The organism is Streptosporangium fragile (assembly GCF_039534445.1).
Taxonomy (GTDB): Bacteria; Actinomycetota; Actinomycetes; order Streptosporangiales; family Streptosporangiaceae; genus Streptosporangium; species Streptosporangium fragile.
This window is the reverse complement of the sequence record NZ_BAAAVI010000033.1, coordinates 53,027-78,639: the sequence shown is the minus strand read 5'-3', so window position 1 is coordinate 78,639 and position 25,613 is coordinate 53,027. Positions and strand designations below refer to the sequence as shown.

Sequence of the window (25,613 nt, the reverse complement as noted above, 5' to 3'; positions counted from 1 at the left end):
TGGTGGATGCGCATGGTGCGGCGGGGTTTGCGGGTGTCGTGGTCTTGGTGGTGGTCGCCGGGACGGCGGGCTTGACCGGCGCGACGGGCCTGATGGGTGTCGCGGGTTTGGCCGGTTGGATGGGGTTGGCGGTTGTGGAGGTGGTGGATGCGCATGGCGTGGCGGGGTTTGCGGGTGTCGTGGTCTTGGTGGTGGTCACCGGGACGGCGGGCCTGACCGGTCGGACAGGCCTGACGGGAACGGCCGGCGTGACGGACCCCACCGGAACGGGACGGCAAGGAAGCGCGGCGGTCGACGTGGTGGTGTCCCGGCATCCGGCGTTCGGCTTGCAGGCGCAGTGCGTCCGGCATTTGCACGGCCGGCGGCACGCGGAGCCCCTGCGGCAGTGACCGGCCCTGCCGTTGAGAACGGGTTTCTGGGGGCTGGACTTGAGATGAAGGGCGGGGGAGCCGCCGCTCTCGACCGGAGGTCCCCCGGCGGTCGAATGTGCCGATGCGTGACCCGGGGAAACCGTGAGAACGGCTGCCGCCGCCGCGACGGCCAGCGCCCCGAGGCTTCTGCGGAACAGAGTCCTTGAAATCCACTCACTCTCGCGATAAAACACTTGTTTCCCCTTTTTATTTCTGCCCGAAAAATTTGACTGCCGTCGGATTGCGGTTGACGGCGGCGGTGAGGGGATACCCGGCGGGTGTGGAGATAGTGCATCGGGGCGGCCCGGAGAAGGTAAACAAGTGTTATGGCGATGTGGCCCGGTGTGTTTTTCGGGGGATTTCCGGCGTGATATCGAGGCGTATCGCTGAAAGTGTATTCCGTGCCGGGTCCAGGGGCTTGCCGGGTATTTCCCGGATTCGGCGGCTTTTGTCTCCGTCCGTGGGTTTCGCCGCCCCGGCCGGGCATCCGGCCGAGGGTGTGGTCCGGCATCGCGAGCGCGTGCCCGGCTGCCCGGCCGTGTGCCGGGCGTGATCGAAGGAACGTGCGGGAGAGCAGCCACCCGACGGCACGCCGCCGAAGCCGCCGGCGCCGTGCCCCGATGATCCCGGGCGCGGCGCCGGCGCCTTCCCGGCCGGATCCCGGCGGGGCTCAGTTCGGCGGCGTCAGGTCGGTGAAGGGGACGCAGTTACGCGGCCACGCGGGATTCCCGGGCGTCCCGGGGGTGGGCTGCACGGCGCACACCGTGTGGGCGACCCTGCCGTCGGCGTTCCGTATCGTGACATGCACGTCGTTGCCTATGCTCGCCAGGGAGACGCCGACCGCCCCGCCGGGATAGCCCGGCAGCAACGAGAGATCGAACCAGCGGGGGATCGTCCGGGGGTCCCGGATCAAGGTCGCTCCGTCGTTCCGGGTGGCCCCCAGGAACGCCACGCTCCCCTGGAACGTCGTGTCGATGCTCGCGCCCGGCCCCTGCGGCCCTTGAGGGCCCTGCGGTCCCCGCGGCCCTTGCGGTCCCCGCGGCCCGCGCTGGCATTTTCCGTCCTTGAAATACCCCTTTTTGCACTTCTCGCCGGTCCGGACGGTCCGCTTTCCGGAGGCGTGGGGAAAGCCGCGCCCCGGAGCCGCCGTATCGCCGGCGGCGGGCGAATCCGGGCGGACGGCCCTCACCTTCTCGGTCGCGGCGTGTGCCGATGCCTGAGGTGACGCCACCAGGCATGCGCCGATAACGGCCGCCGTGACGATTCGGGCGCGTGAGCGATTTCCACGATGGGAACCCGGCGCCCGCCCGTTGCCGCTGTATTTCATTTCACCCCGTGTGGTCTGCGATTCTGGAAGGTCGAAGGTAGCCGGGGGTCATGGTAGCGGCTGCGGCCCGGGTGATATCCAGTTCCCGGTATGGTCGAGTACTGATTTGGTCAATGAATTCCGTGCGGATGTCGCGAGGGTGGGAATATCCCGCCCTTTTCTTTTCCGCTGCTCCGTGTTCCCGGGACGGGGCCGCGCTTCGGGCCCGGGTCCCGGGGGCGGCGCCGTCGGCCGATGACACGCGTGGCCGAGGCGGGCGCGGGCGCGAGGACGCCGTCGCGCTGCGGCCCGTGACGCGCCGGCCCTCGATGACCCGGGTACCGGGGTGCCCGGTCGCGGCCCGTGCCGGACGCCCCGCGGCGCGGCTACGGCTCCATGACGCGGGCGATGAGATCCTCGACCTGGCTGTTGAGCTTGGCGCCCCGCGGCCACCCGGCGTAGTGCGTGAGGAAGACGACCACCTCGCGCAACTCGTCGGGGGTGAGGTCGCCGGTCCGCAGAGCGGCGTCCAACTGGAGTCCGACCGCGTCGTCCATGCCCTGGCCGACGAGCAGGCCCAGCAGAAGCATGCGCCGGTCGCGCATCGAGAGCGTGTCCCTGGACCACACCTCGGCGAACAGGTGCTCGACGGTCATGCCGAAGAAGTCGCCGGGCCCGTCTCCGGCCTGGTCCCGGCCGTAGACCCGCTTCATGATCTCCAAACCGCGGGTCCGGCGGTCGCGGGCGGTGTCGTTCGGGTGGTCGCTCATGGGCACTCCGGGTCCGTCAGCCAGCCGGTCGAGGGCCGAGCTCGGCCAGGGGCCTTCCCCCGCGGCCCTCGCCGGTTCCAGTGCCAGGATGAGATCTCCGTAGAGTCCTGACATGTAGCAATATGTCGTTCGAAGGATCGTCTGGCGTTACAGGGGTGGTCGCTCCCACGGCATGATCGCGCCCCGACCGGCCGGCGCGCTCGTCCGCCTCGGCCCGGGGAAGAGGAGGGCTACCTGCGGGTGGAGACGGGTGGCCCTCCTGCCGGCCGTGCGGTCAGGACGCTGCGGGGGACGGCGTGGCGGGGGACGGCGTGGCGGTGGAATCCTGCCCGGGGGTGGCCGCGCCGGAAGTCGCAGTCGCCGAGGGCGCGGGGAGGGGCCGCCCGCGGTACCCGTCGGTGTCGCGGCGGCCTTCGCCATAGCCGTTACCTCGGTGGTCGTAACCGCCCCGGTGGTAACCGTCGTAACCGTCCCGGTGGTAACCGTCGCGGCCGCCGCCCCGATCGTCGTGGCCGCCGCGGCTGCCGTGGGCGCTGCGCGCCCGGTCATCGCCATGGTGGCGGCCGCCGATGACGGCGGCACCGACGGCGACCACCCCGGCCCCCAGGATGATCCCGAACAGGAGTGTCGCGGCGGTGGCCAGAAGCGGTACCCGCCGGCTCCACCAGCGCGCCCCCACCGGGCGGGACCGTTCCGAGGGAAGCTCGGCTGCCGCGGTGGTCGGGGTCGCGGTGGGTTTGGTGGGCTCGGCTGCCGCGGTGGTCGGGGTCGCGGCGGGCTCGGCGGGCTCGGTGGGGGTGTCGTCGGGGGTCTTCGGCTTCGGAGCCTCGTCGTTCATCGTTGCTTCCCGGGTGGTGAGTCGTGGTCGGGGAGGTTCGGGGGGTGTGGCCGGTGAGGAGGCATGCCTCCGTTTCCACCGCCACTGATCAGAATCGGCCGTGTGGTTAAGCGACTGCGGTGTTTGCGGTTAAGAATTCGATGAGAGACGGCGCCGCGCGTCCTGGCCCGGATGCGCGGTACCGGGACGGGTGTTCAGGCCAGGGCGGCGCGGTGAGCAGGAACGGTGCGCCGGGCGGCGCCCGTATCGGCCGCCGCAGCCGCCGGTGAGACCTCCCGGTGCGCCGGATGCGCCAGGAGCCCGGTGCCTCTCATCGCCACCGCTTCGCGATGCCGTCAATGCGGCCCATCATCGGATCTCCCTCGTCGTCCGGCTTGCCTCCCCAGGATCGGCACCGTGACGGAGACAGCTCGTCACAGGCGGCTGAGAAGCCCATGAGAAAACCGGGGCGTGGCTCGGGACAGTGGCTCGGGACAGTGGCTCGGGACAGCGGTGATCAGGCGGTGCCGGGTGCGGCCGACACCGTGGCGTCACCGGCCCCCGGCTCTCTCAGCCGGGGCAGGCGGACAGTGACGTGCGTACCGTGAGGGTGGTGCGGTCCGGCGACGACACTGCCACCGTGCTGGGCCGCGGTCTGCGCGACGATGGCCAGCCCGAGCCCGGAACCCGGCATCGCCCGGGCCGCCGGGGCGCGGTAGAACCGGTCGAAGACGTGCGGCAGGTCGGCGGGGTCGATGCCGGGCCCTTCGTCGGTGATGGTCAACCTGCTGCCGGTGGCCCCGTCGGGACACAGGACGGTATGCACGGTGGCACCCGGCGGGCTCCACTTGGCGGCGTTGTCCAGCACGTTGAGCACCATGCGCTCCAGCTCGCCGGGGCGGCCCCGCACGTAGACCGGCTGCAGATCCGTCGCGAACCGCAGCCCCGGGGCGCGTGTCCGGACCCGGCTGATCGCCGCGTTCACCACGTCGGCCAGATCCACCGGTTCCGGCGCCTCGCGGGTGGTCTCCTCCCGGGCCAGCTCGACCAGTTCGGTGGTCAGGGTGGCCAGCTCGCTGACCTGTGCCTCCAGGTCGCACAGCAGCTTAGCGCGTTCCTCCGGCGGCAGCCGGTGGGCCAGTTCGGGGTGCCGTTCGACGGCGAGCAGCAATTCGACGTTGGTGCGGATGCTGGTCAGCGGGGTGCGCAACTCGTGGCCGGCGTCCTCGACGAGGGTGCGTTGCGCCCGCCGGGACTCGTCGATGGCCGCCAGCAGCGTGTTCACCGACCGGGCCAGCCGGGCCACCTCGTCGTCTCCGCTGACCGGGACCGCCTCGCTGAGGTTCATGGTGACGGCCAGGTGTTCGACCGTCTCGGTCAACTGCCCGACGGGTGCCAGGCCCGCCCGGGCCACGGCTCGCCCCAGCAGCGCCGCGCCGGCGACGCCGACGGTGCAGCCGAGGATCAGCAGGAAGCCGAACTGGGTCAGGGTGCGCGTCGTGTTCTCGACGTCGAGGGCGATCTGCACGGCACCGCCGCCTGCCGCCGGGATGCTCAGCATCTCGTAGTGGTCACCGTCGATGACGACCTGCTCCTGATGGCGCCTCGACTGACCGGTGGCGACCTGGCGGGCTCCGGCGGTGACCGGCAGCGGGCTGGTGGCCTCGCTGACGATCGTCGCGGTCCGGTCCAGGAGCTGCCAGCGCGGCCCCAGGCCCTCCAGCCGGCGGCGGCCGCCGTTCGCCCGGTCCCGGTCACCGCCGGGACGGACGGCGGGCGGCGGTGCCGGTGCCGGTGCCGTGCGCCACAGCTGCGGTTGCGCGGCGATCGTGCGCGCGCCGGTCTCCAGCTGGATCGCGATCATGCGATGCAGATCGTGGCGGACGGTCGCCCAGGAGAACACACCGACGGCGACCATCCCGACGGCCACGGCAGCGGTGACCAGCAGCGTCAGCCGGGCGCGCAGGGTGTGCCGCCGCCACCATCGCACCGGCGCGGAGCGCCGGCCCGCCGCGGGGCGGTCCGGGTGCCCGGCCGCGGGGTGGTCCCGGTGCCCGGCCGGGGCGCCGGGGGTGCTCACAGCGGATCCTCACGCAGTACGAACCCCACTCCACGAACGGTGTGCAGCAGCCGCGGCTCACCCTCGGCCTCCAGCTTGCGGCGCAGATAGCCGAGGTAGACGTGCACGCTGTTGGAGGTCTCGCCGAAGTCGTACCCCCACACCTGCTCGAACAGCACCGTCCGCGTCAGCACCTGCCGCGGATGCCGCAGGAAGACCTCCAGGATGGCGAACTCCGTACGGGTCAGCCGCAGCGGCCGGTCGCCCCGCCACACCTCCCGGGTGCGCCCGTCGAGGCGCAGGTCCGCGAAGGCGAGCACCCTCTCACCGGCGGCCGGCTCCTCGACGGGCGTCGATCCGGGCGGGGGCGCCAGCAGGGAGCGGCGCAGCAGTGCCCGCAACCGGGCCAGCAGCTCCTGCAGCGCGAACGGTTTGACCAGGTAGTCGTCGGCGCCGGCGTCCAGCCCGGCCACCCGGTCGCCGACGCTGTCGCGGGCCGTGAGCATCAGTACCGGCACGAACACCCCGTCGGCGCGCAGCTGCCGGCATGTCTGCAGGCCGTCCAGCCGTGGCATGCTCACATCGAGGATCATCGCGTCAGGTTCTCGCGCCCGGACAGCGTCCAGAGCCGCCTGCCCGTCCCCGGCGATCTCCACCTCATGCCCCTCGAACCGCAGTGTGCGCGCCAGCGAGTCCCGCACCGCCGCATCATCATCCACCACCAGAATCCGCATTCACCCCTCCGATCCAAGCTTCTTCCGGCACATGCCTGGCAACCGCCTGATTCGCCTAAGAAAACCGGAAGAAACCCCCCGACCAGTCGATCCCTCTCAGGGGGCTACCGTCTGGCCGGTGCTGTCGACGGCCGGCGCCTCCCCCGTCCCGCCGAGCCGGTGAGGGCGTCCGCGGCCCGCGGCGGCCGGCGACGCCCTCGGCCTGCCGGTGCCGAGGAGGCTGCCGGCCGGCCTCTGGCCGACCCCGGCGGCCCTTCCCGCTCTGGCCGGCTCCGGCGGCCCTTCCCGGCGTCCCCGGTCCGCCTTCCCCGGTCCGCCTTCCCCCGGGAGGGCCGGGCCCCGGCGCGCACGATCCCAACGGATCATGAAGGCGCGTCCCCGATAATCGACGCATGCGGTTCGACATCCTCGGCCCCACGCGGATCCGGCTCGACAGCGGCGGCGTGGTGACCGCGGGCGGACCGGGGCTGCGCGCCCTGCTGGTGCTTCTCCTCCTCGACGCCGGGAAGGTCGTGCCCGTCGAACGGCTGATCGACGGCCTCTACGGGACCGTGCCCCCCACGGGCGCGGCCAACGCCCTGCAGTCCCAGGTGTCCCGGCTGCGCAGGATGCTCGGAGCCCAGGACGTGATCGAGTTCCACCCGGCGGGCTACCGGCTCGTGGCCGACCCCGGGGCGGTCGACGCGCACCGCTTCGCGCGGCTCGCCGCCGAGGGACGGAGGGCCCTCGCGGCCGGCGAGCACGGCCGGGCCGCCGAGTCGCTGAGGGAGGCGCTCGGCCTGTGGCAAGGGCCGGCGCTGGCCGACGTCGGCGAGGCCCCGTTCGCCCGGGCGGCCTCGGCCAGGCTGGAGGAGCTCCGGCTCGACTGCGTGGAAGACCGTGTCCAGGCCGACCTGGAGCTGGGCCGGCACCGAGAGCTCGTCACCGAGCTCCGGGAACTGACCGCCGCCCACCCGCTCAGGGAGCGGCCGCACGCCCAGCTCATGCGGGCGCTGTACGGCGCGGGGCGGCAGGCCGAGGCGCTGAAGGTCTACGAGCGGGCCAGGCGGGTCCTCGGCGAGGAGCTCGGCGTCGACCCCTCGGCCGAGCTGGCCGCCGTCCATCTGGCGGTGCTCAGAGCCGACCCCGTCCTCGGTGCCACCCCGGCCGCCCTCACCTCCGGCCCCGGCCATGCCCCCGCACCGGGGGCCGCTCCGGGCGCCCCCGCCGCCGGTCCCCTCCGGGCGGGCCTGCGCGCCCAGCTGACCAGCTTCGTCGGCCGGGAGGAGGAGACGTCGCGGCTCCGCGCGCTGCTCGGCCGGGCCAGGCTGGTCACCCTCGTCGGCCCCGGCGGCGCGGGCAAGACCCGGCTGGCCGGGGAGGTCGCCGCCGGAGAGCGGGGCGACGTGTGCTTCGTCGAGCTGGCCCCCGTCTCCGACGGCGGGGAGGTGGCGCAGGCCGTCCTCGGCGCGCTGGGCGTCCGCGACGCCGGGCTGCTCCCGCCTTCCGTGCCCGGCCGCCCGGGACCCGGCCCGGAGGCCCGGCTGGTCGCGGCGCTGGCCGACCGCCCGTTGCTGCTCGTCCTGGACAACTGCGAGCACCTGGTCCTGGAGGTCGCCGGGCTCGCCGACCGGCTCCTCGCCGCCTGCCCGTCCCTGCGCGTCCTGGCCACCGGCCGGGAGGCGCTCGGCATCACCGGGGAGGTGATCCACCCGGTCGGGCCGCTGCCGATCCCCCCGCCGGACACGACCGCGGAGGAGGCGCCGGCCTGTCCCGCGGTACGGCTCTTCGCCGACCGGGCGGCCGCCGTCCGTCCCGGCTTCCGCGTCGACGAGGGCAACGTCGAGCAGGTGCTGGGCATCTGCCGGGCGCTGGACGGCCTGCCGCTCGCCCTGGAGCTGGCCGCCGCCCGCCTGCGCTCCCTGCCGGTGGCGGAGGTCGCCTCCCGGCTGGACGACCGGTTCCGGCTGCTCTCGCGCGGCAGCCGCACCGCGCTGCCGCGCCACCAGACGCTGCGCGCGGTGGTCGCCTGGAGCTGGGACCTCCTCGACGACGGAGAACGGCTTCTCGCGGCCCGCCTGACCGTCTTCGCCGGTGGCGCGACGCTGGAGGCGGCCGAGCGGGTGTGCGGGCTGCCGGAGGCCGAGGTCGTCGACCTGCTGAGCTCCCTGGTGGACAAGTCGCTCGTCGAGCGGGTGGACGGGCGCTACCGGATGCTGGAGACCATCCGCGCCTACTGCGCCGAGCGGCTGGCCGAGCTCGGGGAGACGCAGGCGCGCCGCGAGGCGCACGCCGCGTACTACGCGGATCTGGTGGCCGAGGCCGACCCCCACCTGCGCGGGGCCGAGCAGCTGGAGTGGCTGCGGCGGCTGGACGAGGAACACGACGACCTGCACGCTGCGCTGCGCTGGGTCGTCGACGCGGGCCGCGCCGGACTGGGGCTGCGCCTGGTGGCCGGGCTCGCCATGTACTGGTGGGTGCGGGGCCGCCGCTCGGAGGGCGCGGGCCTGGCCGCCGACCTGCTCGGCGTGATCGGGCCCGTCCCGGTGGAGGGCATGGCGGAGGAGTACGCCCTGTGCGTGCTCATCGCCTGCTCCGGCGGGTCGCCGACGCCGGAGCTGCTCGCCCTGCCGGCGACCGTCGCGCCGCTCGTCCCGCCGATTGACCGGCCGTACCGGCGTCCGTTCCTGGCCATGCTGTGGTCGATGTTCAACGGTCCGCCCGTCTCCGGCGAGGAGACGATCACGGAGAGGGTGGGCGACGCCATCGCGGATCCCTGGTTGCGCGCCCTGTCCTACTTCGGCTACGGCTACTACCTGCTGTACCGGCGTGACCCCGGTGCCGCCGAGCGTGCCTTCGACGAGGCGCTGACCCTGTTCCGCAGGGTGGGGGAGCGCTGGGGGGTCGTGCTCACGCTGACCGAGCTCGCCGACTGCGCCGACTGGAGGCAGGACCGGGCGGCCTCGCGCGCGCTGGCCGGCGAGGCGCTCCGCCTGGCCGAGGAGATCGGCTCGGCGGAGGACATCGCCGAGCTGATCTACCGCAGGACGCAGGGGCTCGTCCGCGACGGCGACCTGGAGGCGGCGCGCACCGAATACCTCCGCGCGGGGGAGTACGCCCGGCGGGCCGGCGCCATGGAGATGCTGGCCAAGGTTCACTGCGGTCTGGGTGAGGTCGCCAGGTTCCGCGGGGACCTGGACGAGGCCCTCGCCCACACCCGCAGGGCCCTGGAGCTGTGCCCGCAGGACTGGTACAGCGCCGAGACGACACGGCTGCACATCACCGTCGCCCTGGGCAGGATCGCCGCGGCGGGTGGCGACGTGGCCGAGGCGCGCTCCTGGTACGGCAAGGCGCTGGGGTCCGAGCTCTCCCGGCATCTGTCGGCGGCGGCCGCGGCGGTGTCCGCGGCGGTGGAGGGCCTGGCGGAGCTGGCGCTGCTGACGGGCGCCCCGGGGGAGGCCGCCCTCCTGCTGGGCGCGTCCGCGGCCCTGCGCGGCCCGGCCCTCGCCGACCCCGACGTGGTGCGCGTCACCGAGGCCGTCCGCGCCCGGCTGGGCGACGCCGCCTACGAGGAGCGGTGGCTCGCCGGTTCCCGCATGTCCCACGACGAGCTGTTCGCCCTGATCGGCGGGTGAGACCCGCGTTCAGCCGTTCCCGGGCCTTGCCGCGGGCGCGGGCGGATCTCGGCCGGAGGCGCGGCTCCGGAAACCCGGAGCCGCGGCCAACCGGGCATCGTCAGGCGATCGGCTGCCGGGTCAGCCCCAGATCGGCGCCCTTGGGTTCCTTGACCGCCGTGACGGCGGCCAGAGAGATCACGCAGAGCACCATGATGTAGGCCCCGACGGACAGGGCGGAGCCCGTGCTCTGCACCAGTGCCTGGGCGATCGTGGGTGCGAAGGCTCCGCCCAGGATGGCGCCCAGAGCGTAGCCGATCGCGACGCCGGAGTAGCGCACCGAGACGGGGAACATCTCGGCGTACATGGCCGACATGGGCCCGTACGACAGGCCCAGGCCGATGGTCAGGACGACGATCGCCGCCGTGAAGAGCCAGATGTTGCGGGTCTCCATCAGCAGGAAGAGCGGAATCATCCAGACGAACACGAGCGCGTAGCCGATCTGGAAGGTGCGGACCCGGCCGACCCGGTCGGATAGCACCCCGCCGTACAGGGTGAAGACCAGCCAGCCCACCGATCCGGCGACTGTGGCGAGCAGGACGGACCGCCTGGACAGGCCCAGTGTGGTGGTGCCGTAGCTGATGAAGTAGGCGATGAGGAGGTATCCGGCGGCGTTGTTGGCCACGAAGATCAGCGCGGTGAGCATCACGTTCTTGCTGTTGTGGCGGAACAGGTCGCGTAGCGGCGCGGAGGACGTCTTGGTGCGCCGCTGCAGTTCCTCGAACACGGGGCTCTCCTCGACGGCTCGCCGTACGAGGTAGCCGATGACGATCAGGGTCAGGGAGAGCAGGAACGGCACCCGCCAGCCCCACGCCTGGAACTGCTCCGGCGTGGTCACCGCGCTCATGATCCACAGGACGCCGGTCGCCAGGATGAGGCCGATCGGCACGCCGATCTGGGGGAAGGCGCCCCACCATCCGCGGCGCTCGCGTGGCGCGTGCTCCACCGACAGCAGGGCGGCGCCGCCCCATTCGCCGCCCGCGGAGAAGCCCTGCAGGATGCGCAGGAGGATGAGGGCGACGGGCGCGGCCACGCCGATCGATCCGTAGGTGGGCAGCAGGCCGATGAGGGTGGTGGCCGCGCCCATGAGGAGCAGGGTCAGCACGAGCATGCGCTTGCGGCCCAGCCGGTCGCCGTACCGGCCGGCGATGATCGCGCCGAGCGGCCGGAACAGGAAGCTGATGCCGATCGTGGCCAGCGAGATGAGCGTGGCCAGGCCGGGGGCCTGCTCGTTCACCGGGGCCAGGAAGAGCGGGCCGAACACCAGGCCGGCGGCCTGGGCGTAGATGAAGAAGTCGTACCACTCGATGGTGGTGCCGGCCAGGGTGCCGGCGAGGACCTTGCGGTCGTCGCGCGTCATGGCGCGTGGTTCACTCGTCACGTTGGGCTCCGTTCCTTACTTCGGGGGGTCTGGTGGCGCGCTCCAGCGCCACCGGGGCGGATTCGTAGGGGTGCCCGCCGGCGTGCTGGAGGCCGATCTCGCAGGGGCGGTTTCCGCTCAGGTAGGCGTCGGCCGTGATCTCGGCGATTTCGGCGGTCTCCGCGCGGGTGGCGCTCTCGGTCAGCTCGCGGTGCAGGAAGCCGCGGTCTCCGGCGAAACCGCAGCAGGTGGCGGTGATGGGTTCGACCACCTCCTCGGCGAGCGCTGCCGCGACGGCGCGCAGGTCGCCGGTGTTGCCGAGGTGGCTCATCGCGCAGGTCGGGTGCAGGACGGCGCGGGCCAGGCGGCGGGTGACCGTGAGTTTCGGCAGCAGGTCGGTACGCGCCCAGGTGAGCGCGTCGACCACGGTGAGCGCGGCATGCCGGGCGCGGTCGCCGTCGTCCAGGGCGGACGGCACCTCCCGCAGGATGCCGAGCGTGCAGGAGCTGGAGTCCACCACGATGGGCAGTCTTCCGCCGTCGGACCATCGCCACAGGCGCCGCACGAGGTCGCCTGCGGCATGGGCGTGTGCGGCCCGATGGCCCTTGCTGTGCCAGACGGTGCCGCAGCAGGCGCCGGCGAGGTCGGGCGGCGTCCACAGCGCGATGCCTGCCCGGTCGGCGAGGGCGGGCAGGGCGGCCGTCACCGTGGTGGAGTCCGCGGCGCCGGGTGGCGCGCCGAAGATCCGGTTGACACAGGACGGGACGTAGACGGCCGCGGTCCCCGCCGGTCTGCGCTCTCGCCTGCCGACGGCGGGAGCGGGGCCGGGGGTCGCGGGCAGCCACTCCGGTACCCGGGACGCTCCGAGAACTCTCCTGGCCAGGAGACTCATCGCCCGCACCGGCCGGTCGCCGGCCAGGTCGGCGAGCGTCCGGGCCAGGCGCAGCAGGACCCGTGCCAGCCGCTCCACCGTGGCCCAGTGCCGCGCGAGGGTCAGCGTGACGCGTCCGGCCGCGCCACCGTGCCGGGCCCGCCGGAGGTCCTTCATCACGTGGCCGGTGTCGATGCCGACCGGGCACACCACGGCGCAGGACCCGTCGGCGGCGCACGTGTCGACGGCCGCGTAGCCGTACTCGCTCGCCAAGCCGGCGTCCGAACCACCGCGGCGGGCGATCTCGCGTTGCAGGACGATGCGCTGGCGCGGGGTGGTGGTCAGGTCGCGGCTCGGGCACACCGGTTCGCAGAAGCCGCATTCGATGCACCCGTCGAGCAGGGGGTTCACGACCGGGAGAGCCTTGAGGTCGCGCAGGTGGGCGCGGGGGTCGTCGGTGAACAGCACGCCGGCGCCGAGAATGCCGCCGGGGTCGAAGGCGCGTTTGACCCGGCGCATCAGCGCGGTCAGCCGAGCTCCCCACTCGCGTTCGAGGAAGGGCGCCATGTTGCGGCCGGTGCCGTGCTCGCCCTTCAGCGAGCCGTCGAAGCGGTCCACGATCAGCGCGACGATCTCCTCCACGCATCGGGCGTACCGTTCGACGTCGGCCGGGTCGGCCGGGTCGAACACCATGCTGAAGTGCAGGTTCCCCGCCGAGGCGTGCCCGGCGACCGAGGCGTCGAATCGGTGGGCGGCGAGGATGTCGCGCAGCGCGACCGCCGCCTCGGCGACCCGCGCCGGCGGCACGCAGACGTCCTCGCCGAGCAGGATCGTGCCCGGCGGCCGGTTCGCGCCCAGGGCGGTGAGCAGTCCCTTGCGCACGGCCCAGAAGCCGCCCGCGATCCGGGGGTCGCGGGTGAAGTCACCGTGCAGGACGACACCGTCGAGGAGCTCGCGGGCCTCGTGCTCGAAGCGGTCCAGCTCGGCCTGGTCGCCGGAGCGGAACTCGACGAGCAGCCCGGCGTCGTCGTCGCCGATCTCGTGCATCCAGCCGGGGGCTCCGCCGACCGGGCGGGTGGCGCGGAGCGAGAGGTTGTCCAGCAGCTCCGCGGCCCGCGCGCCGAGCCCCATGAGGGCGGGCACGACCGCCGCGGCGGCGGCCAGGTCGGCGAAGTGGAGGAAGGCCGTGCTCGCCCACCTGGGACTGGGGACGGTACGGAAGGTGATCTCTTCCAGGAATCCCAGCGTGCCCTGGGAGCCGACGAGGAGCCCGCGCACTGCCCCTGCCGGGAAGCCTGCTCTGCCTCGCCGAGACCGGAGACGCCGACCACCGGCCCGATCACCGTGCGAGCCTGCTGCGCGCTGTCGGCCTGCTCGAACTCGACGCCCGCTCCCTCGGCCACGAGCCGACCATCAGCATGGTCAAGGACCGGATGTACGTGCTGCTCGAGGCCGCACCACGCGGATCGGTCACCGTCTCCACCCTGGCCGCTCACTTTTATCAGCGGGTGACCCGGCTGCTGCACACGAACCTGCTGATCGTCCGCAGCGAGCCCGTCGAGGACCCCGACGGGCTGCGCCAGGCGCGCGACGACCTCGACCGCGCCGTCAGCCACCTGCGAGACGCGGGCGCCCGGCCGGGCAGCTACGCGGCGCGGGACCTGCACGCCGAGATAGTCCAGCAACGGCTGTTCCACGCCGTACGGAGCGATCCGATGCTGCGGACGGGCTTCGGCCGCATCATCATCGCGCACGATTCCACGCGCGGCACCGCCTACCGGGCGACACTCCTGTCCTATCTCCGGAATTTCGGAGACGTCCGAGCCGCCGGAGCGGAGTTGACGCTGCACGAGAACACCGTCCGCAAGCGGATCAGGCGCGCGCAGGAGCTGTTCGGCATCGCGCTGGAGAACCCGACGCACCGCTTGCTGCTCGAACTGGAGCTCGGGGCGGTGGTGCCAGGCGCCACCTGCGGGGATCCTGAGGTGGCCGAGCGGTAAGCGAGCCTGATCACGAATGGCTCAGGCGGGCGCGGTCCGGGCGGCGGTGGGGCGGGCCGGCGGCGGGTGGGGGTTCGTCAGCGCCGGTGGCGGGGCCGTCAGCGGCCGGTGCGCGGGGCGTCAGCGCCGGTGGACACGCTGGCACGCATGAAGGATCATCCTCCCGCAGGAGACCGCCGCAGGTGGGCGGTGCTCGCCGTCGCCTGCCTGGCCACGGTCCTGCTCTCAGTCGACCTCACCGTGCTGCACCTAGCCCTTCCCCAGCTGGTCGCCGACCTGGGGCCCTCGGCGACCCAGATCCTCTGGATCGGTGACGCGTACGGTTTCGCGCTGGCCGGCCTGCTGATCACGATGGGCAACGTCGGCGACCGGATCGGCCGCAAGAAGCTGCTCCTGGTCGGGGCCACCGCCTTCGGCGCCGCCTCGGCGGTGACCGCCTACGCGCCCACCCCGGAGCTGCTCATCGCCGCGCGTGCCCTGCTCGGCGTCGCGGGTGCCACGATCATGCCCTCCACCCTGTCGATCGTCCGTAACGTCTTCACCGACCCGAAGGAGCGGACCGTGGCGGTCGGCGTCTGGAGCGGGATGGGCGCGGCGGGCTTCGCCCTGGGGCCGGTCGTCGGCGGGCTGCTGCTGGATCACTTCTGGTGGGGCTCGGTCTTCCTGATCAACCTGCCGGTGATGGCGGTCGTCGTGCTCGCCGGCCTCGCGGTGCTGCCGGAGTCGCGGAATCCCGCCTCCGGGCGGCTCGACCCGGCGAGCGTGGTGCTCTCCGTCGCCGGCGTGATACTTGTGATCTACGCTGTAAAGGAGGCGGCCACGCGCGGTCTCGCCGAGACCGGGATGCTCGTCGCGGCGGCGGCCGGTCTCGCCTGCCTGGCACTGTTCGCGTGGCGGCAGATCCGGCTGGACGAGCCGCTGATCGACATCCGGCTTTTCCGCCGCCGGGCCTTCACCGCGTCGGTCGGTGCCAACCTCATCGCCATCTTCGGTATGTCCGCGATCTCGCTGCTGTTCGCCTGGTACTTCCAGCTCGTCCTCGGCTGGTCGCCCCTGCAGGCCGGCCTCGCGGGCCTTCCCGGCGGCCTGTCGGCCACGGTCGGCGGTGCCCTGGCGGCCGGCCTGATCTCCCGCCTGGGCCGGGCCCGGGTGGTCGCCCTGGGGCTGACGATGTCGGCCGCGTCCTTCGCCGCCTACACCCAGATCGGCCTGGACACCTCCTACCTGTTCTTCCTCGCGCCGATGATCGTCGGCGGCGCGGGCATGGGGATGACGTTCGCCGTCACCAACGACACCGTGCTCGCAAGCGTGCCCCGGGAGCGGGCGGGCGCGGCGGCGGCGATCTCCGAGACCTTCTTCGAGCTGGGTGGCGCGCTGGGCATCGCGGTCCTCGGCAGCGTCCTCACCGGGTCCTACCGGGACGGCCTGCGGCTGCCCGCGGGGCTGCCGGCGGAGGCGGCCGCGTCCGCCGGGGAGTCGCTGCCCACCGCCCTGCGGGCCGCGGCGGCGCTCCCGGGCGAGCTGGGGGCGGCCGTCGCGGCGGCGGCCAGGGAGGCGTTCGTCGGCTCGATCGTGGTGACCGCGCTCGTCGCCGCCGTGATGATCGCCGCGCTCGCGGTGGTCTCGCTGCTCGGCCTGCGGGGGGTGCCCGACGTGATCCCCGAGGAGCTCCTTTCCGAGTCGCGCGGCTGACCCGTCCGGCTCCGCGGTTTCCCGGGGGAGGACACCCGGGTTTCCCGGGGGAGGACGGGGGGACACGACGAGACGGCTCGGTCGGGGACCGGGCCGTCTCCGGGCAGGGGCTCAGCCGGGCGGGTCAGCCTGGCGTTCGGGCGGACGCTCGGGCGGACGTCAGGTGAACATCGCCTCCATGGTCTCGTGGGACTGTTCCTTCCTGGCGTCGGCCTCGCTGCCCCAGCAGGTGTTGAGGATGATCCGGGTGCGGTCCTCCGAGAGCGGGACCGTGCGGTGCAGCGTCGTGTCGGAGCGCAGGAAGTAGATGTCACCGCTCTCGTGGGCGTAGGTGCTGATCGGGTAGCGGATGAGGTGGTCGTGGACCCGGGGGTCGTCCTTCACCCAGTTGGTGTGGGGAACGCACTGGAGCATGCCGCCGTACTCGCTGTCCGGCGCCTCTATGATCCAGATGAGGGTGAAGCTGAAGTCGCCCCAGTGCCAGCCGTGGGTGTCGCCCTTCTTCTCCTGGCGGATGATGACGTACTTCTCCTCGTCCCAGGGGCAGTCCACGACCGGTTCGTCGGCGAGTCCGCCCAGGAAGCCCTTGAGCGCGGTGGAGCCGTAGAGCTCCGGGATCAGGGTGCTGTCCCTGGCGATCGACTGCTGGCTGACCGTGCTCATCTTCCGCGGTGAGTCGCTGGTCTCCTTGAGCGTGATGTCGATCCGGCGCGCGTGCAGGTCGAGCAGCCGGTCCACCTCCTGCGAGACGATTTCCTTGACCTCGTCGGAGACCAGATTCCGTAGTTTGACATAGCCGTTCCTACGGAAATCATGGGAGAGTCTGCGGATTTCCCACGGGTCCTGGAAGGTCTTTCCGAGATGCTCCGCGATCCGGTCGTCGAGCGAGAGCGTCCCGAGGCCGGTCCGGTAGTCGGGAGTCGCCATGCGGTTTCTCCTCCGTGCTTATCGGGGTTTCCAGAACCGTAACACGGGAGGGCTTCCCGCAAATGGCGCGCGTTGTCCGCGCGGATGCCCTGTGAAAGCATGAGCGGATTCCGCCCGACCGGCTTCAGTAATTATCCGGACCACGCAGGGACGATGTCATGAACATCAAAGTCACATTCGTCGAGCTGTCGGCATTCGAGGCCATTCTCCCGCTCGCCTCCGGTTACATGCAGGCGTACGCGCAGCACGACCCGGAAGTGGGACCGCGATGTGAGTTCGAGATCTACTCCGCCCCCGTCTCCGCCGACCGGGAGAAGGTGATCGCCGAGCTCCTCGACAGGCGCAGCGACGTGTACGCGATCAGCTGCTACGTCTGGAACATCGGGTTCGCGCGGGCGGTGCTGGCCGCGCTGCACGAGCGGCTGCCCGGCGCCGCGTTCATCCTGGGCGGCCCGCAGGTCATGCGGCACGCCCACGAGTACGTCGCCCCGGAGCAGGAGAACGTCGTCGTCTGCAACGGCGAGGGCGAGAAGACGATGGCGCAGTACCTGCGCCAGATCCTCGGCGGCGCGCCGGACTTCGCGGAGGTCCCCGGGATCAGTTTCTGGCGGGGCGGCGAGCTCGTCACCACCGAGGCGGCCGAGCGGGTGCGCGACCTCATGGAGGTGCCCTCACCCTTCACCTCGGGTGTCTTCGAGGAGGGCAAGTACACCACCGCCATCCTGGAGACCAACCGTGGGTGCCCGTTCAGCTGCGGTTTCTGCTTCTGGGGGGCGGCGACCAACGACAAGGTGCACAAGTTCGAGGACCAGCGGGTCCGCGACGACATCACCTGGATCAGCAAGAACAACTTCGTGTCGCTGTTCATCGCCGACGCCAACTGGGGAATGGCCCCGCGCGACGTGGAGCTGACCCGGCACCTGGTCGCGTGCAGCGAGGAGAACGGCTACCCGGTGATGGTCGCGATGGCCGCCGCCAAGAACAAGCCCGACCGCATGGCCGAGATCACCGAGATCCTCGTCCAGGGCGGCCTGCTGACGAGCCAGCCCATCTCGTTGCAGTCGATGAGTTCCCGCACGCTCGACCTGGTCGACCGCTCGAACATCAAGCCCGAGACCTACACCGAGCTGCAGCGGACGCTCCGCGAGAAGCGGATCAGCTCCTACATCGAGCTGATCTGGCCGCTGCCCGGGGAGACCCTGGAATCCTTCAAGGAGGGGATCGCGGAGCTGTGCCGGCTGCGCGCGGACACGCTGATCATCTATCCGCAGCTCCTTCTGCACAACACCTCGATATACGCCAAACGCGACATTCTCGGGGTGCAGGTCGAACGTGTTCCCAGTGACGTCACCGAGGCCGACGTCGTGGTCGCCACCAACTGGGTAAGCCGAGAAGAGTACGAGCGCGGAACGTGGTTCTCCTACGCGGTCCACTCGCTCTACAACCTGCGCGGCCTGTATTATCTGGCGAATTATCTGGAGCGGTCGGGGGTCAGCCGGTTCGAGGATTTCCTCACCGACGCCGCGACGTATTTCGAGAGTCGCACCGACACCGAGGTCACGTCCTTCTTCCGGGATTCCGTGGCGAAACTGTGGAACTACGACTTCCACAATTTCGGGATGGTCGCGCACCTCGTGCTCCACTCGCACCGGGAGGAGTTCGACGCCCTGCTCGTCGACTTCGCCCGCAGCCGGCCGTGGTGGGACGACCCGCGCGCCCGCGCCGCGTTCGAGCTCGACCTGCTCGCCCGGCCCTACATCTACCTGGCCAGGCCCCGGTTGCCGCGCCACGACTTCACCGAGTTGCGCGTCGAGCCGCGCGGCAGGACGGCCTCGCTCGTCGAGATGCCCGCCGATCTCGCGGCGCTCCTCATCGACCTCGACGTGACCGGCCTGGAGACCGGGCGGGAGCGTGTCACCCGCCTGGTGCTCGACCACCCGCGCGGGCGCAAGCTGCCGTTCATGCCCGAGCGGAGCCTGGAGCACAACGCCTCCTACTGCCAGGGGATGGTGCTGCGGCTGCGGGAGTACCTGCCCTCGTGGCGGCCGGAGCGGGAGGCCGCCGCGCTGCCCGGCCGCCGCTGAGCGGCGCGCGGGGGCGCCGCGCCGCCCGGTCCGCCGGCCCGCGCATGATGAGGGCCCGTGAGGACGATCCTCACGGGCCCTCGTCATGCGCGGGCATCCCGCCCGGCGGGATGCCCGCGGGGCCGGGGTGCCCGGCCGCCTCAGCCGGGGCCGGCGCCCCGGGCCGAGGCGCTTCGGTGCCCAGGTTGTGCTCAGTCAGTGCTCATGCCGTGCTCCCGGGCGCTCCCGGGCGCTCCGGCCGTGCTCAGGCCTTGGCCAGGGCCCCGTCCACCGCGTCGGCGAAGTCGGCCAGCACCGGGTTCTCGAACAGCACCCGGATCGGCAGGTTCACCGTGAACCTCTCCCGCACGTGCGTGATCACCTGGGCGGCCACCAGGGAGTGACCGCCGATCTCCAGGAAGTCGTCCTCGCGGGCGACCCGCCGCAGCCGCAGCACCTCGGCCCAGATCGCGGCGATCGTCTGCTCCGTGGGGGTCTGCGGCGCGTCGAAGTCGCCGTCGGCCTCCCCGCCGTCCCCACCGCCCTCACCGGCCGTGCCGGGCCCCGCGTTCCCGCCGGGCTCCGGCAGCGCCTGGCGGTCCACCTTGCCGGACGAGGTCAGCGGCATCGCGTCCAGCGTCACGTACGAGCCGGGCAGCATGTACGCCGGGAGCGAGCCCTGCAGGAAGCGGTGCAGCTCGCCGGTCAGGCCGCTGCGGTCGGCGATGAGCCGGGACGTCTCGTCCAGCACCACGTAGGCGACGAGCCGGTCGTCGCGCACGACGACCGCCGCCTCGCGGACGCCGGGGTAGCGGGTGATCGCCGCCTCGATCTCGGCCGGTTCCACCCGGAAGCCGCGGATCTTCACCTGGTGGTCGGTCCGGCCCACGTACTGCAGGCGGCCGTCGGGCAGGTAGCGGACCAGGTCACCGGTGCGGTACAGCCGTGCGCCGGGCGGGCCGTACGGGTCGGGCAGGAACGATCCGGCGGTCAGGGCCGGCTTGCCCCGGTACCCGTGGGCCAGGCCGGGGCCGCCGACGTACAGCTCGCCGGGGACGCCCGGCGGGAGCGGGTTGAGCCGGCGGTCCAGCACGTAGGCGCGGACGTTGGGCAGCGGGCGGCCGATCGGCGGGGCGTACGCCTCCGCCGGGTCGCACACGCCCATCGTGGCGCACACGGTCGTCTCGGTCGGCCCGTAGGCGTTGACGAACGTGCGGCCGGGGGCCCAGGTGCGCACCAGTCCGGCCGGGCACTGCTCGCCGGCGACGACCATGAGCCGGACCGTGCCGAGTTCGTCGCCGTCGAGAGTGCTGAGGAAGGTCGGCGGGAACGTGGCCGCGGTGACGCCCTGGTCGACGATGAGCCGCGCGGTCTCCTTCGGGGTCATGGCCGAGGGTTCCAGGACGCACAGCGCCGACCCGTTCAGCAACGCCATGGTGATCTCCCAGATCGAGGCGTCGAAGCTGAGCGAGGCGAACAGCGCCACCCGGTCCCCGGCGGTGAGGGAGAACTCCCGGGACAGGGCCGCGGCGAGGTTGCCCACCCCGCGGTGCGGGACCTCCACCCCCTTGGGCCGGCCGGTCGAGCCGGAGGTGTAGATGAGGTAGGCCGGGGCGTCCGGGGGCGGTATCAGGCCGGGACTCGTCACGGGCTCCCCGGCCTCGATCGCCTGCCACCCGGCGTCCAGGTCGATCGCGCGGACCCCGCCGGGCACCCGGCCGGCGTGCGCGGTCTCGGTGAGGACGAGCGCGGTCCCGCTGTCGTCGAGGAGGTGGCCCAGCCGGTCGGGCGGGAGGGCCGGGTCCAGCGGCAGGTAGACGCCGCCGGATTTGACGATGCCGAGGAAGGCCGTGAGCGCCTCGGGGGAGCGGCCGGTCATCGAGCCGACGACGTCGCCGGGGCGCACCCCCTCGCGGATCAGCCGGTGGGCCACGCGGTTGGCGCGTTCGTCCAGCTCCCGGTAGGTCAGCCGCCGCTCCCCGCACAGCACGGCGAGGGCGTCCGGGGCGGCGGCGGCGCGCGCCTCGAACAGCGCGCCGACGCCCGCCTCCTCGTCGAAGGGGGCCTCGGTGCGGTTCCACTCCTCGATCACCAGGTGCCGTTCCCGGGCGTCCAGCAGGGACAGCCGGGAGACGGGTCGTTCCGGATCGCGTACCGCGTCCGAGAGCAGCGTGACGTACTGCGCGGCCCTGGCCTGCGCGCTGGGCGGGTCGAACAGGTCGAGGGAGTAGCGGATCTCACCGGCGAGCGGGTCCGGCGTCAGGGTCAGCGCCAGGTCCGAGGCCAGGGGGAAGCGGGCGGGCGCCAGCTCCGAGGTTCGCACCCCGGGCAGCCGCAGCGCGCGCCAGGCGGGGGCCGCCAGGTCGAACTCCGCCTGGTAGAGCGGTTGCACGCCGGTGGAGGCGTCCAGTCCCAGTTCCTCGGCCAGCCGGTGCGCCGGGTAGGCGCCGTGCGCGGCGGCCTCGTCGAGCGCGTCGCGGACGTGCGCGACGACGGCGGCGAACGACGGTTCGTCGCCGCAGCCGATCCGGATCGGGAACACCGGGGCCCGGTCCCCGCCCGGTACGGGCACGCCGACCACGACCTCGTCCTGTCCCGACCAGCGGCACAGCGCCACCGCCCACGCCGCCAGCGTGACGGCCCCGGCGCCGGTGCGGGCCTCGCGCGCCACGGCCTCGACCCGCCCGGCCGTCTCCGGGGGCACCGCGAAGGTCACGCGCGCGCCCAGGAACCCGGGTACGGCGGGGCGGGGCCGGTCGGCGGGCAGTTCCAGCACGGTCGGCGCCCCGTCGAGCCGTTCCCGCCAGTACGCGAGGTCACCGGCCTCGTCGGTCGCGGTGGTCGCGGCGGCCGCGCCGGCTGCGGGGGCCTCAGGGGGCGTGCCGGCCGGGGCGTGGCCGTTGGCGGTGGGCGTGGCGTGGCCGTCGCGGGAGGCGGGCGGGGAGCCCCGGCCGTCCAGGGCGGCGGGGGAGGCGCTCCGCGGGCCGCGGGTGTCACCGCGGGCGCCGGGCGGCGCGGCGGTCGCCTCCTCGTACGCCCGGGAGATCTCCGCGGCCAGGGTCGTCAGGACGTGTTCGTCGGCCACCAGCCGGTGGGCCGTCACGACGAACGCGTGGTCGTCGGCGGGCAGCCGGGCCAGGGCGACCCGGACCGGGGGGCCGGTCTCCAGGTCGAGGTCCCGGCCGGCCTGGTCGGTGACCAGCCGCGCCAGGGCGTCCTCGCGGCGGCCCGGGTCGTGCCTGCTCAGGTCCGTGGGCGCGGGGACGGTGACGGCCCGGGGCACCGCGGCGCCGGGGAGCGCGGGCCGCAGGTCCTCACGCGCGTCCAGCACGCGTCCGACCGCGGCGGCGAGGGCCCCGGCGTCCAGCGGGCCGCGCAGCCGCGCGGCGAGCGTGATCTGGTCGGTGCGGTCGGCGGCCGGTCTCGCCCGGGAGGACCGCCACAGGCTCTCCTGGATCGGCGACAGCGACGAGGTCGTGTCCGGCATGGGAGTGCTCCAATCAGTGCCCGGCGTGGTCGAGTTCGAGGTGGACGGGGACGCGGTCGACGCCCCACATGAGGTTCGAGCGCAGCCGTTTGACCGGGCCGGTGAGCTCCATGCGGGTCACGCGGGAGGTCAGCTCCTCCAGCAGCACGCGCAGTTCGAACCTGGCCAGCGCGGCGCCGATGCACAGGTGCCTGCCGAGCCCGAACGTGAGGTGCCGGTTGGGGGTGCGGCCGACGTCGAAGCGGCGCGCGTCGGGGAAGGCGTCCTCGTCCCGGTTGACGGCCGGGTGCCACACGCTGACCCGTTCGCCGGCCCGGACGGTCTGCCCGCCGATCCTCGTGTCGCGCAGCGCGGTGCGCATGACGTTGAGGCTGGGCGCGGTCCAGCGCAGCACCTCCTCCACGGCGGTCGGGATGAGCGAGCGGTCCTCGCGCAGCCTCCGCCACTCGCCGGGGTTCTCGACCAGCGCGATCACGGCGCCCGCCGAGGCGTGCCGGGTGGTCTCGTTCCCGCCGGTGATGAGGCCGTTGATGTTGAGCAGGATCTCCTCGTCGGTGAGGGGTTCTCCGTCGATCCGGCCGCGGATCAGCACGCTGATCACGTCGTCGCCGAGGTTCCCGCGCCGCTCGGCCAGCAGGTCGGCGTAGTAGGCGAAGATGTTGGCGTTGGCCTCGGCCTTCTCGGCGTCGGAGATGACCTCGTCGGTGGCGGCCGACCCGAACGCGGTGCGCGTCCACTGGATCATCAGGTCCCAGTCGGCGCGAGGCACGCCCAGCAGCTGGCAGATGACCGAGAGCGGGAGCCTGCCGGCCACGGTGTCGACGAAGTCGAAGGAGTCCTTCCGGGCGTTCTCCTCCAGCATCCCGCCCACGGTCTCGCGCATCGCGGTCTCCAGACGGCGTACCACCCGGGGTGTGAGCGCGGGGTTCATCACGTCGCGCAGCTGGCTGTGGCGGCCGTCGGTGACGATGAGCATCTTGCCCGCGGCGGCGCGGGCGGCGGACTCGGTCTGCCCGACCTGCATGCCGCGCTCGGAGGTGAAATTCGTCTTGTCGAGATAGATGGCCACGCCGTCGGCGTATTTCGTGAAAGCCCAGAAACTCGGGCCGCCGCCCCGCCTGGCGTTCCAGAACACGGGCCGGTGCTCCTGCAGGTGGTGCAGGACGCCCAGGCCCGCGTCGGGGGGCGTGTAGAGGTCCGGATCCGCCAGATCCAGCTCGTTCAGATTCACCTCGTTCGCATTCACTGTCATAAGGAATTCCTCCGGGCGTAAACATCGAATATGTCCGTGCCCCGCAGCAGGGGATCCTGGCCGGTGTCGACCCGGAATCCGCGGCCGGTGAGATCGTCGCGCACGGACGCGAGCCTGCCGCCGATGTCGTGGACCTGCATGACGATCTGGTCGACCGCCGCCCAGTCCTCGGGGGCGATGCCGTCCAGCACGTCGCATTCGGCTTTCTCGACGTTGATTTTCAGCAGTCCTATGCGGTCCACGCCCTCGGCGGCCATCACGTCGGATATCGTGCGCACCCGGCACTCCTGCTCCTCCGTCACGTGCCGGCCCGCGGCCATGTCGGCGACGTCCTCGGGGGCGAAACCGCTGTTGGCCAGGAATGTCCTGGTCACCTCCGCGTCGTGCCCGGCGTCGGCGTACATGCTCGACATCGCGGTCGTCTCCGGGTAGACGGTGAGAACCGCCGTCCCCGGGGTGTGCGACAGCGCGCAGTCGAACGCCTTGGCGTTCAGGCCGTGCGCGGCCAGGTTGGCGCACAGCGCGTCGTAGAGCGGGCGGGCCGGTTCGAACGCGAGAATACGCGTTCCCGGGCATTCCCAGTGAAACGCCAGGGCGGCCATTCCGATGTTCGCGCCCACGTCGAACACGGTCATTCCCGGTGTGAGACGGACGTCGTGCCGGAAATAGCTTCTGTCGCCCACGATGCTGCGATACTGCAGGCTGGTCTCGGCGGGATTCAACTGGAACACCACGTGACCGTCGGGGAGTGTCATCTGGCGCACTCCCTGATTTTTTCCGAGGTATCCCTTCCGGTGGTTTCGCATATCATCACCCTTAACAAAATCCCTATTCCAGTCAACCAGAGGTGAAACCCGACAAGGACGGAATGATCTTATGGACACGGAGAGAACGGAAGTCGGGGCGCCGGAGGAAAAGCCGCCATCCCTCTGGCGGAATCCCGATTTCAACCGGCTCTGGACCGGCCAGTCGATCTCGATCCTCGGTTCCGAGCTGACCACCCTGGCCCTGCCGCTGACCGCCATCCTCATGCTGCAGGCCAGTTCCTTCGAGGTCGGCCTGCTCAACACCATGCGCACGATCGCCGCGCTGCTGCTGACGCTGATCGCCGGCGTGCTCATCGACCGCTACCGGCGCAGGCCCCTCATGGTGGGCTCCGACATCGGCCGGGCCGCGGTCGTGGCGCTGATCCCGCTCGCGGCCTTCGTCGGGTTCCTGGACATGTGGGTGCTCTACGTCGTCGCCCTCATCGTCGGCGGGCTCTCGGTGGTCTTCGAGATCGCCTACGCCGCCTACATGCCGACCCTGCTGAGCGAGGAGCAGCTCGTGGCGGGCAACAGCCGGATGGCGGCGACCGAGTCGGTGGGCGCCATCGCCGGCTCCAGCGCCGGAGGGGTGCTCATCGACCTGTTCCGTCCGGCCTACGTCATGCTGGGTGACGCGCTGTCCTTCCTCGTCTCAGCCTTCGCCCTGTCGCGCATCCGCCACGTCGAGCCGCCCGTCGAACGGCAGGACAGCGGGGGGCGCGGCCCGGTGGCGGCGATGCTCCACGACATCGGGCACGGCCTGAAGGTCACCTACCGCAACGACTACGCCCGGCCGTTGATCATCAACTCCGCCGGGGCGAACTTCGGGTCGATGATGATCCTGACCCTGTTCATCCTGTACGCGGCCAAGGACCTGCACCTGTCGGGCACCTGGATCGGCTTCATCTACGCGATGGGCAGCATCGGCGGCGTCGTGGGCGCCGTCCTGGCGAGCAAGCTGTTCGAGAAGATCGGCTACGGGCGCGGCATCATGACGGCCCTGATCGCCTTCCGGGTGCTGTGCCTCACCCCGTTCGTGGCCGGGCCGCAGTGGCTGCAGATCACGCTGTTCTCCGTGATCTGGTTCGTCACGGTCTTCGGCGTCGTGGCCGGCAACATCGGCCAGCTCACGCTGTTCCAGTACGTGATCCCCAACCACCTGCGGGGCCGGGTCATCGGCGCCAGCCGCGCGGTCTACCTGGGCATCCTGCCGCTGGCCGCGATGCTGGCCGGCGTCCTGGGCGAGCTGATGGGGGTCAAGCCCGCGATCTACGCCGGGGCCGCGTTCCTGCTGCCGTGGATCATCCTGCTGTTCCTCTCGCCGGTGCCGAGCCTGCGCCGGCTGGAGGACGCCGAGCTCCTGCGGGACATCGAGGAGGAGCCCGGCGAGCGCAGGGACGGCTGAG

Annotated in this window: 16 protein-coding genes and 1 pseudogene; 6 read left to right on the top strand and 11 right to left on the bottom strand. The window is 72.3% G+C overall.

Annotated elements, in window-relative coordinates; genetic code table 11:
* Positions 1 to 389 (top strand): annotated as a pseudogene (locus ABD841_RS22345) (hypothetical protein); the annotation flags it as partial.
* Positions 390 to 1,080: 691 nt separating this feature from the next.
* Here the strand turns inward: ABD841_RS22345 and ABD841_RS22340 are convergent.
* The 5 genes from ABD841_RS22340 to ABD841_RS22320 form a co-directional block, all read right to left on the bottom strand.
* Complete coding sequence (locus tag ABD841_RS22340; protein ID WP_344975003.1) at positions 1,081 to 1,323, bottom strand: hypothetical protein; 243 nt, start codon at positions 1,321 to 1,323, stop codon at positions 1,081 to 1,083.
* A 779-nt stretch (positions 1,324 to 2,102) separates the two neighbouring features.
* Positions 2,103 to 2,486 (bottom strand): carboxymuconolactone decarboxylase family protein, encoded by a 384-nt coding sequence (locus ABD841_RS22335; RefSeq protein ID WP_344975000.1) that lies wholly within the window; start codon positions 2,484 to 2,486, stop codon positions 2,103 to 2,105.
* Between the two features lie 274 nt (positions 2,487 to 2,760).
* Complete coding sequence (locus ABD841_RS22330; protein ID WP_344974997.1) at positions 2,761 to 3,324, bottom strand: hypothetical protein; 564 nt, start codon at positions 3,322 to 3,324, stop codon at positions 2,761 to 2,763.
* Between the two features lie 496 nt (positions 3,325 to 3,820).
* On the bottom strand, positions 3,821 to 5,383 hold the full coding sequence (locus ABD841_RS22325; protein WP_344974994.1) for a sensor histidine kinase: 1,563 nt from the start codon (positions 5,381 to 5,383) through the stop codon (positions 3,821 to 3,823).
* Complete coding sequence (locus ABD841_RS22320) at positions 5,380 to 6,090, bottom strand: response regulator transcription factor (protein WP_425582024.1); 711 nt, start codon at positions 6,088 to 6,090, stop codon at positions 5,380 to 5,382. Before ABD841_RS22320 ends, ABD841_RS22325 begins: the two co-directional genes overlap by 4 nt.
* A 398-nt stretch (positions 6,091 to 6,488) precedes the next feature.
* On the opposite strand from ABD841_RS22320, the gene ABD841_RS22315 reads away from it, so the two are divergent.
* Positions 6,489 to 9,710, top strand: coding sequence for an AfsR/SARP family transcriptional regulator (locus ABD841_RS22315; protein WP_344974988.1), 3,222 nt, complete (start codon positions 6,489 to 6,491; stop codon positions 9,708 to 9,710).
* Between the two features lie 100 nt (positions 9,711 to 9,810).
* Here the strand turns inward: ABD841_RS22315 and ABD841_RS22310 are convergent, their stop codons facing one another.
* Both ABD841_RS22310 and ABD841_RS22305 read right to left on the bottom strand, forming a co-directional pair.
* The gene (locus ABD841_RS22310) at positions 9,811 to 11,109 is read right to left on the bottom strand and encodes an MFS transporter (protein WP_344975031.1); all 1,299 of its coding nucleotides are present in this window, start codon (positions 11,107 to 11,109) and stop codon (positions 9,811 to 9,813) included.
* A 10-nt stretch (positions 11,110 to 11,119) separates the two neighbouring features.
* Positions 11,120 to 13,258, bottom strand: coding sequence for an FAD-binding and (Fe-S)-binding domain-containing protein (locus ABD841_RS22305; protein WP_344974985.1), 2,139 nt, complete (start codon positions 13,256 to 13,258; stop codon positions 11,120 to 11,122).
* A 140-nt stretch (positions 13,259 to 13,398) separates the two neighbouring features.
* Here ABD841_RS22305 and ABD841_RS22300 point away from each other — a divergent pair, with 140 nt between their 5' ends.
* Together ABD841_RS22300 and ABD841_RS22295 are read left to right on the top strand one after the other, a co-directional pair.
* On the top strand, positions 13,399 to 13,980 hold the full coding sequence (locus ABD841_RS22300) for a PucR family transcriptional regulator (RefSeq protein ID WP_344974982.1): 582 nt from the start codon (positions 13,399 to 13,401) through the stop codon (positions 13,978 to 13,980).
* Positions 13,981 to 14,127: 147 nt separating this feature from the next.
* Positions 14,128 to 15,672, top strand: a complete 1,545-nt coding sequence (locus tag ABD841_RS22295) for an MFS transporter (RefSeq protein WP_344974979.1) — start codon at positions 14,128 to 14,130, stop codon at positions 15,670 to 15,672.
* 159 nt (positions 15,673 to 15,831) lie between these two features.
* Here ABD841_RS22295 and ABD841_RS22290 read toward each other — a convergent pair whose 3' ends face one another.
* The gene (locus ABD841_RS22290) at positions 15,832 to 16,599 is read right to left on the bottom strand and encodes a HalD/BesD family halogenase (protein ID WP_344974976.1); all 768 of its coding nucleotides are present in this window, start codon (positions 16,597 to 16,599) and stop codon (positions 15,832 to 15,834) included.
* 158 nt (positions 16,600 to 16,757) lie between these two features.
* Here ABD841_RS22290 and ABD841_RS22285 point away from each other — a divergent pair, with 158 nt between their 5' ends.
* A complete protein-coding gene (locus ABD841_RS22285; RefSeq protein WP_344974973.1) occupies positions 16,758 to 18,683 on the top strand; it encodes a B12-binding domain-containing radical SAM protein in 1,926 nt (641 codons plus the stop codon).
* Between the two features lie 244 nt (positions 18,684 to 18,927).
* On the opposite strand, the gene ABD841_RS22280 is transcribed toward ABD841_RS22285, so the two are convergent.
* Genes ABD841_RS22280 through ABD841_RS22270 form a run of 3 tightly spaced genes read right to left on the bottom strand, consistent with a single transcriptional unit; the run spans position 18,928 to position 24,156 of the window.
* Positions 18,928 to 22,149, bottom strand: a complete 3,222-nt coding sequence (locus tag ABD841_RS22280) for a non-ribosomal peptide synthetase (RefSeq protein ID WP_344974970.1) — start codon at positions 22,147 to 22,149, stop codon at positions 18,928 to 18,930.
* A 13-nt stretch (positions 22,150 to 22,162) separates the two neighbouring features.
* The gene (locus tag ABD841_RS22275) at positions 22,163 to 23,401 is read right to left on the bottom strand and encodes a cytochrome P450 (protein ID WP_344974967.1); all 1,239 of its coding nucleotides are present in this window, start codon (positions 23,399 to 23,401) and stop codon (positions 22,163 to 22,165) included.
* Positions 23,398 to 24,156: an FkbM family methyltransferase gene (locus tag ABD841_RS22270; RefSeq protein WP_344974964.1), complete on the bottom strand. Its 759-nt coding sequence runs from the start codon at positions 24,154 to 24,156 to the stop codon at positions 23,398 to 23,400. The genes ABD841_RS22275 and ABD841_RS22270 overlap by 4 nt, the downstream gene beginning before the upstream one ends.
* Before the next feature lie 121 nt (positions 24,157 to 24,277).
* Between ABD841_RS22270 and ABD841_RS22265 the strand changes: the two genes are divergently transcribed.
* Positions 24,278 to 25,612 (top strand): MFS transporter, encoded by a 1,335-nt coding sequence (locus ABD841_RS22265; protein ID WP_344974961.1) that lies wholly within the window; start codon positions 24,278 to 24,280, stop codon positions 25,610 to 25,612.
* The last annotated feature ends 1 nt before the right edge of the window (position 25,613 follow it).

Excerpts from the sequence above, each read along its gene's own strand:
- ABD841_RS22335 (WP_344975000.1), bottom strand. The coding sequence starts at position 2,486 with ATGAGCGACCACCCGAACGACACCGCCCGCGACCGCCGGACCCGCGGT.
- ABD841_RS22310 (WP_344975031.1), bottom strand. The coding sequence starts at position 11,109 with ATGACGCGCGACGACCGCAAGGTCCTCGCCGGCACCCTGGCCGGCACC.
- ABD841_RS22330 (WP_344974997.1), bottom strand. The coding sequence starts at position 3,324 with ATGAACGACGAGGCTCCGAAGCCGAAGACCCCCGACGACACCCCCACC.
- ABD841_RS22300 (WP_344974982.1), top strand. The coding sequence starts at position 13,399 with ATGGTCAAGGACCGGATGTACGTGCTGCTCGAGGCCGCACCACGCGGA.
- ABD841_RS22295 (WP_344974979.1), top strand. The coding sequence starts at position 14,128 with ATGAAGGATCATCCTCCCGCAGGAGACCGCCGCAGGTGGGCGGTGCTC.
- ABD841_RS22270 (WP_344974964.1), bottom strand. The coding sequence starts at position 24,156 with ATGACACTCCCCGACGGTCACGTGGTGTTCCAGTTGAATCCCGCCGAG.
- ABD841_RS22275 (WP_344974967.1), bottom strand. The coding sequence starts at position 23,401 with ATGACAGTGAATGCGAACGAGGTGAATCTGAACGAGCTGGATCTGGCG.
- ABD841_RS22265 (WP_344974961.1), top strand. The coding sequence starts at position 24,278 with ATGGACACGGAGAGAACGGAAGTCGGGGCGCCGGAGGAAAAGCCGCCA.
- ABD841_RS22290 (WP_344974976.1), bottom strand. The coding sequence starts at position 16,599 with ATGGCGACTCCCGACTACCGGACCGGCCTCGGGACGCTCTCGCTCGAC.
- ABD841_RS22315 (WP_344974988.1), top strand. The coding sequence starts at position 6,489 with ATGCGGTTCGACATCCTCGGCCCCACGCGGATCCGGCTCGACAGCGGC.
- ABD841_RS22285 (WP_344974973.1), top strand. The coding sequence starts at position 16,758 with ATGAACATCAAAGTCACATTCGTCGAGCTGTCGGCATTCGAGGCCATT.
- ABD841_RS22280 (WP_344974970.1), bottom strand. The coding sequence starts at position 22,149 with ATGCCGGACACGACCTCGTCGCTGTCGCCGATCCAGGAGAGCCTGTGG.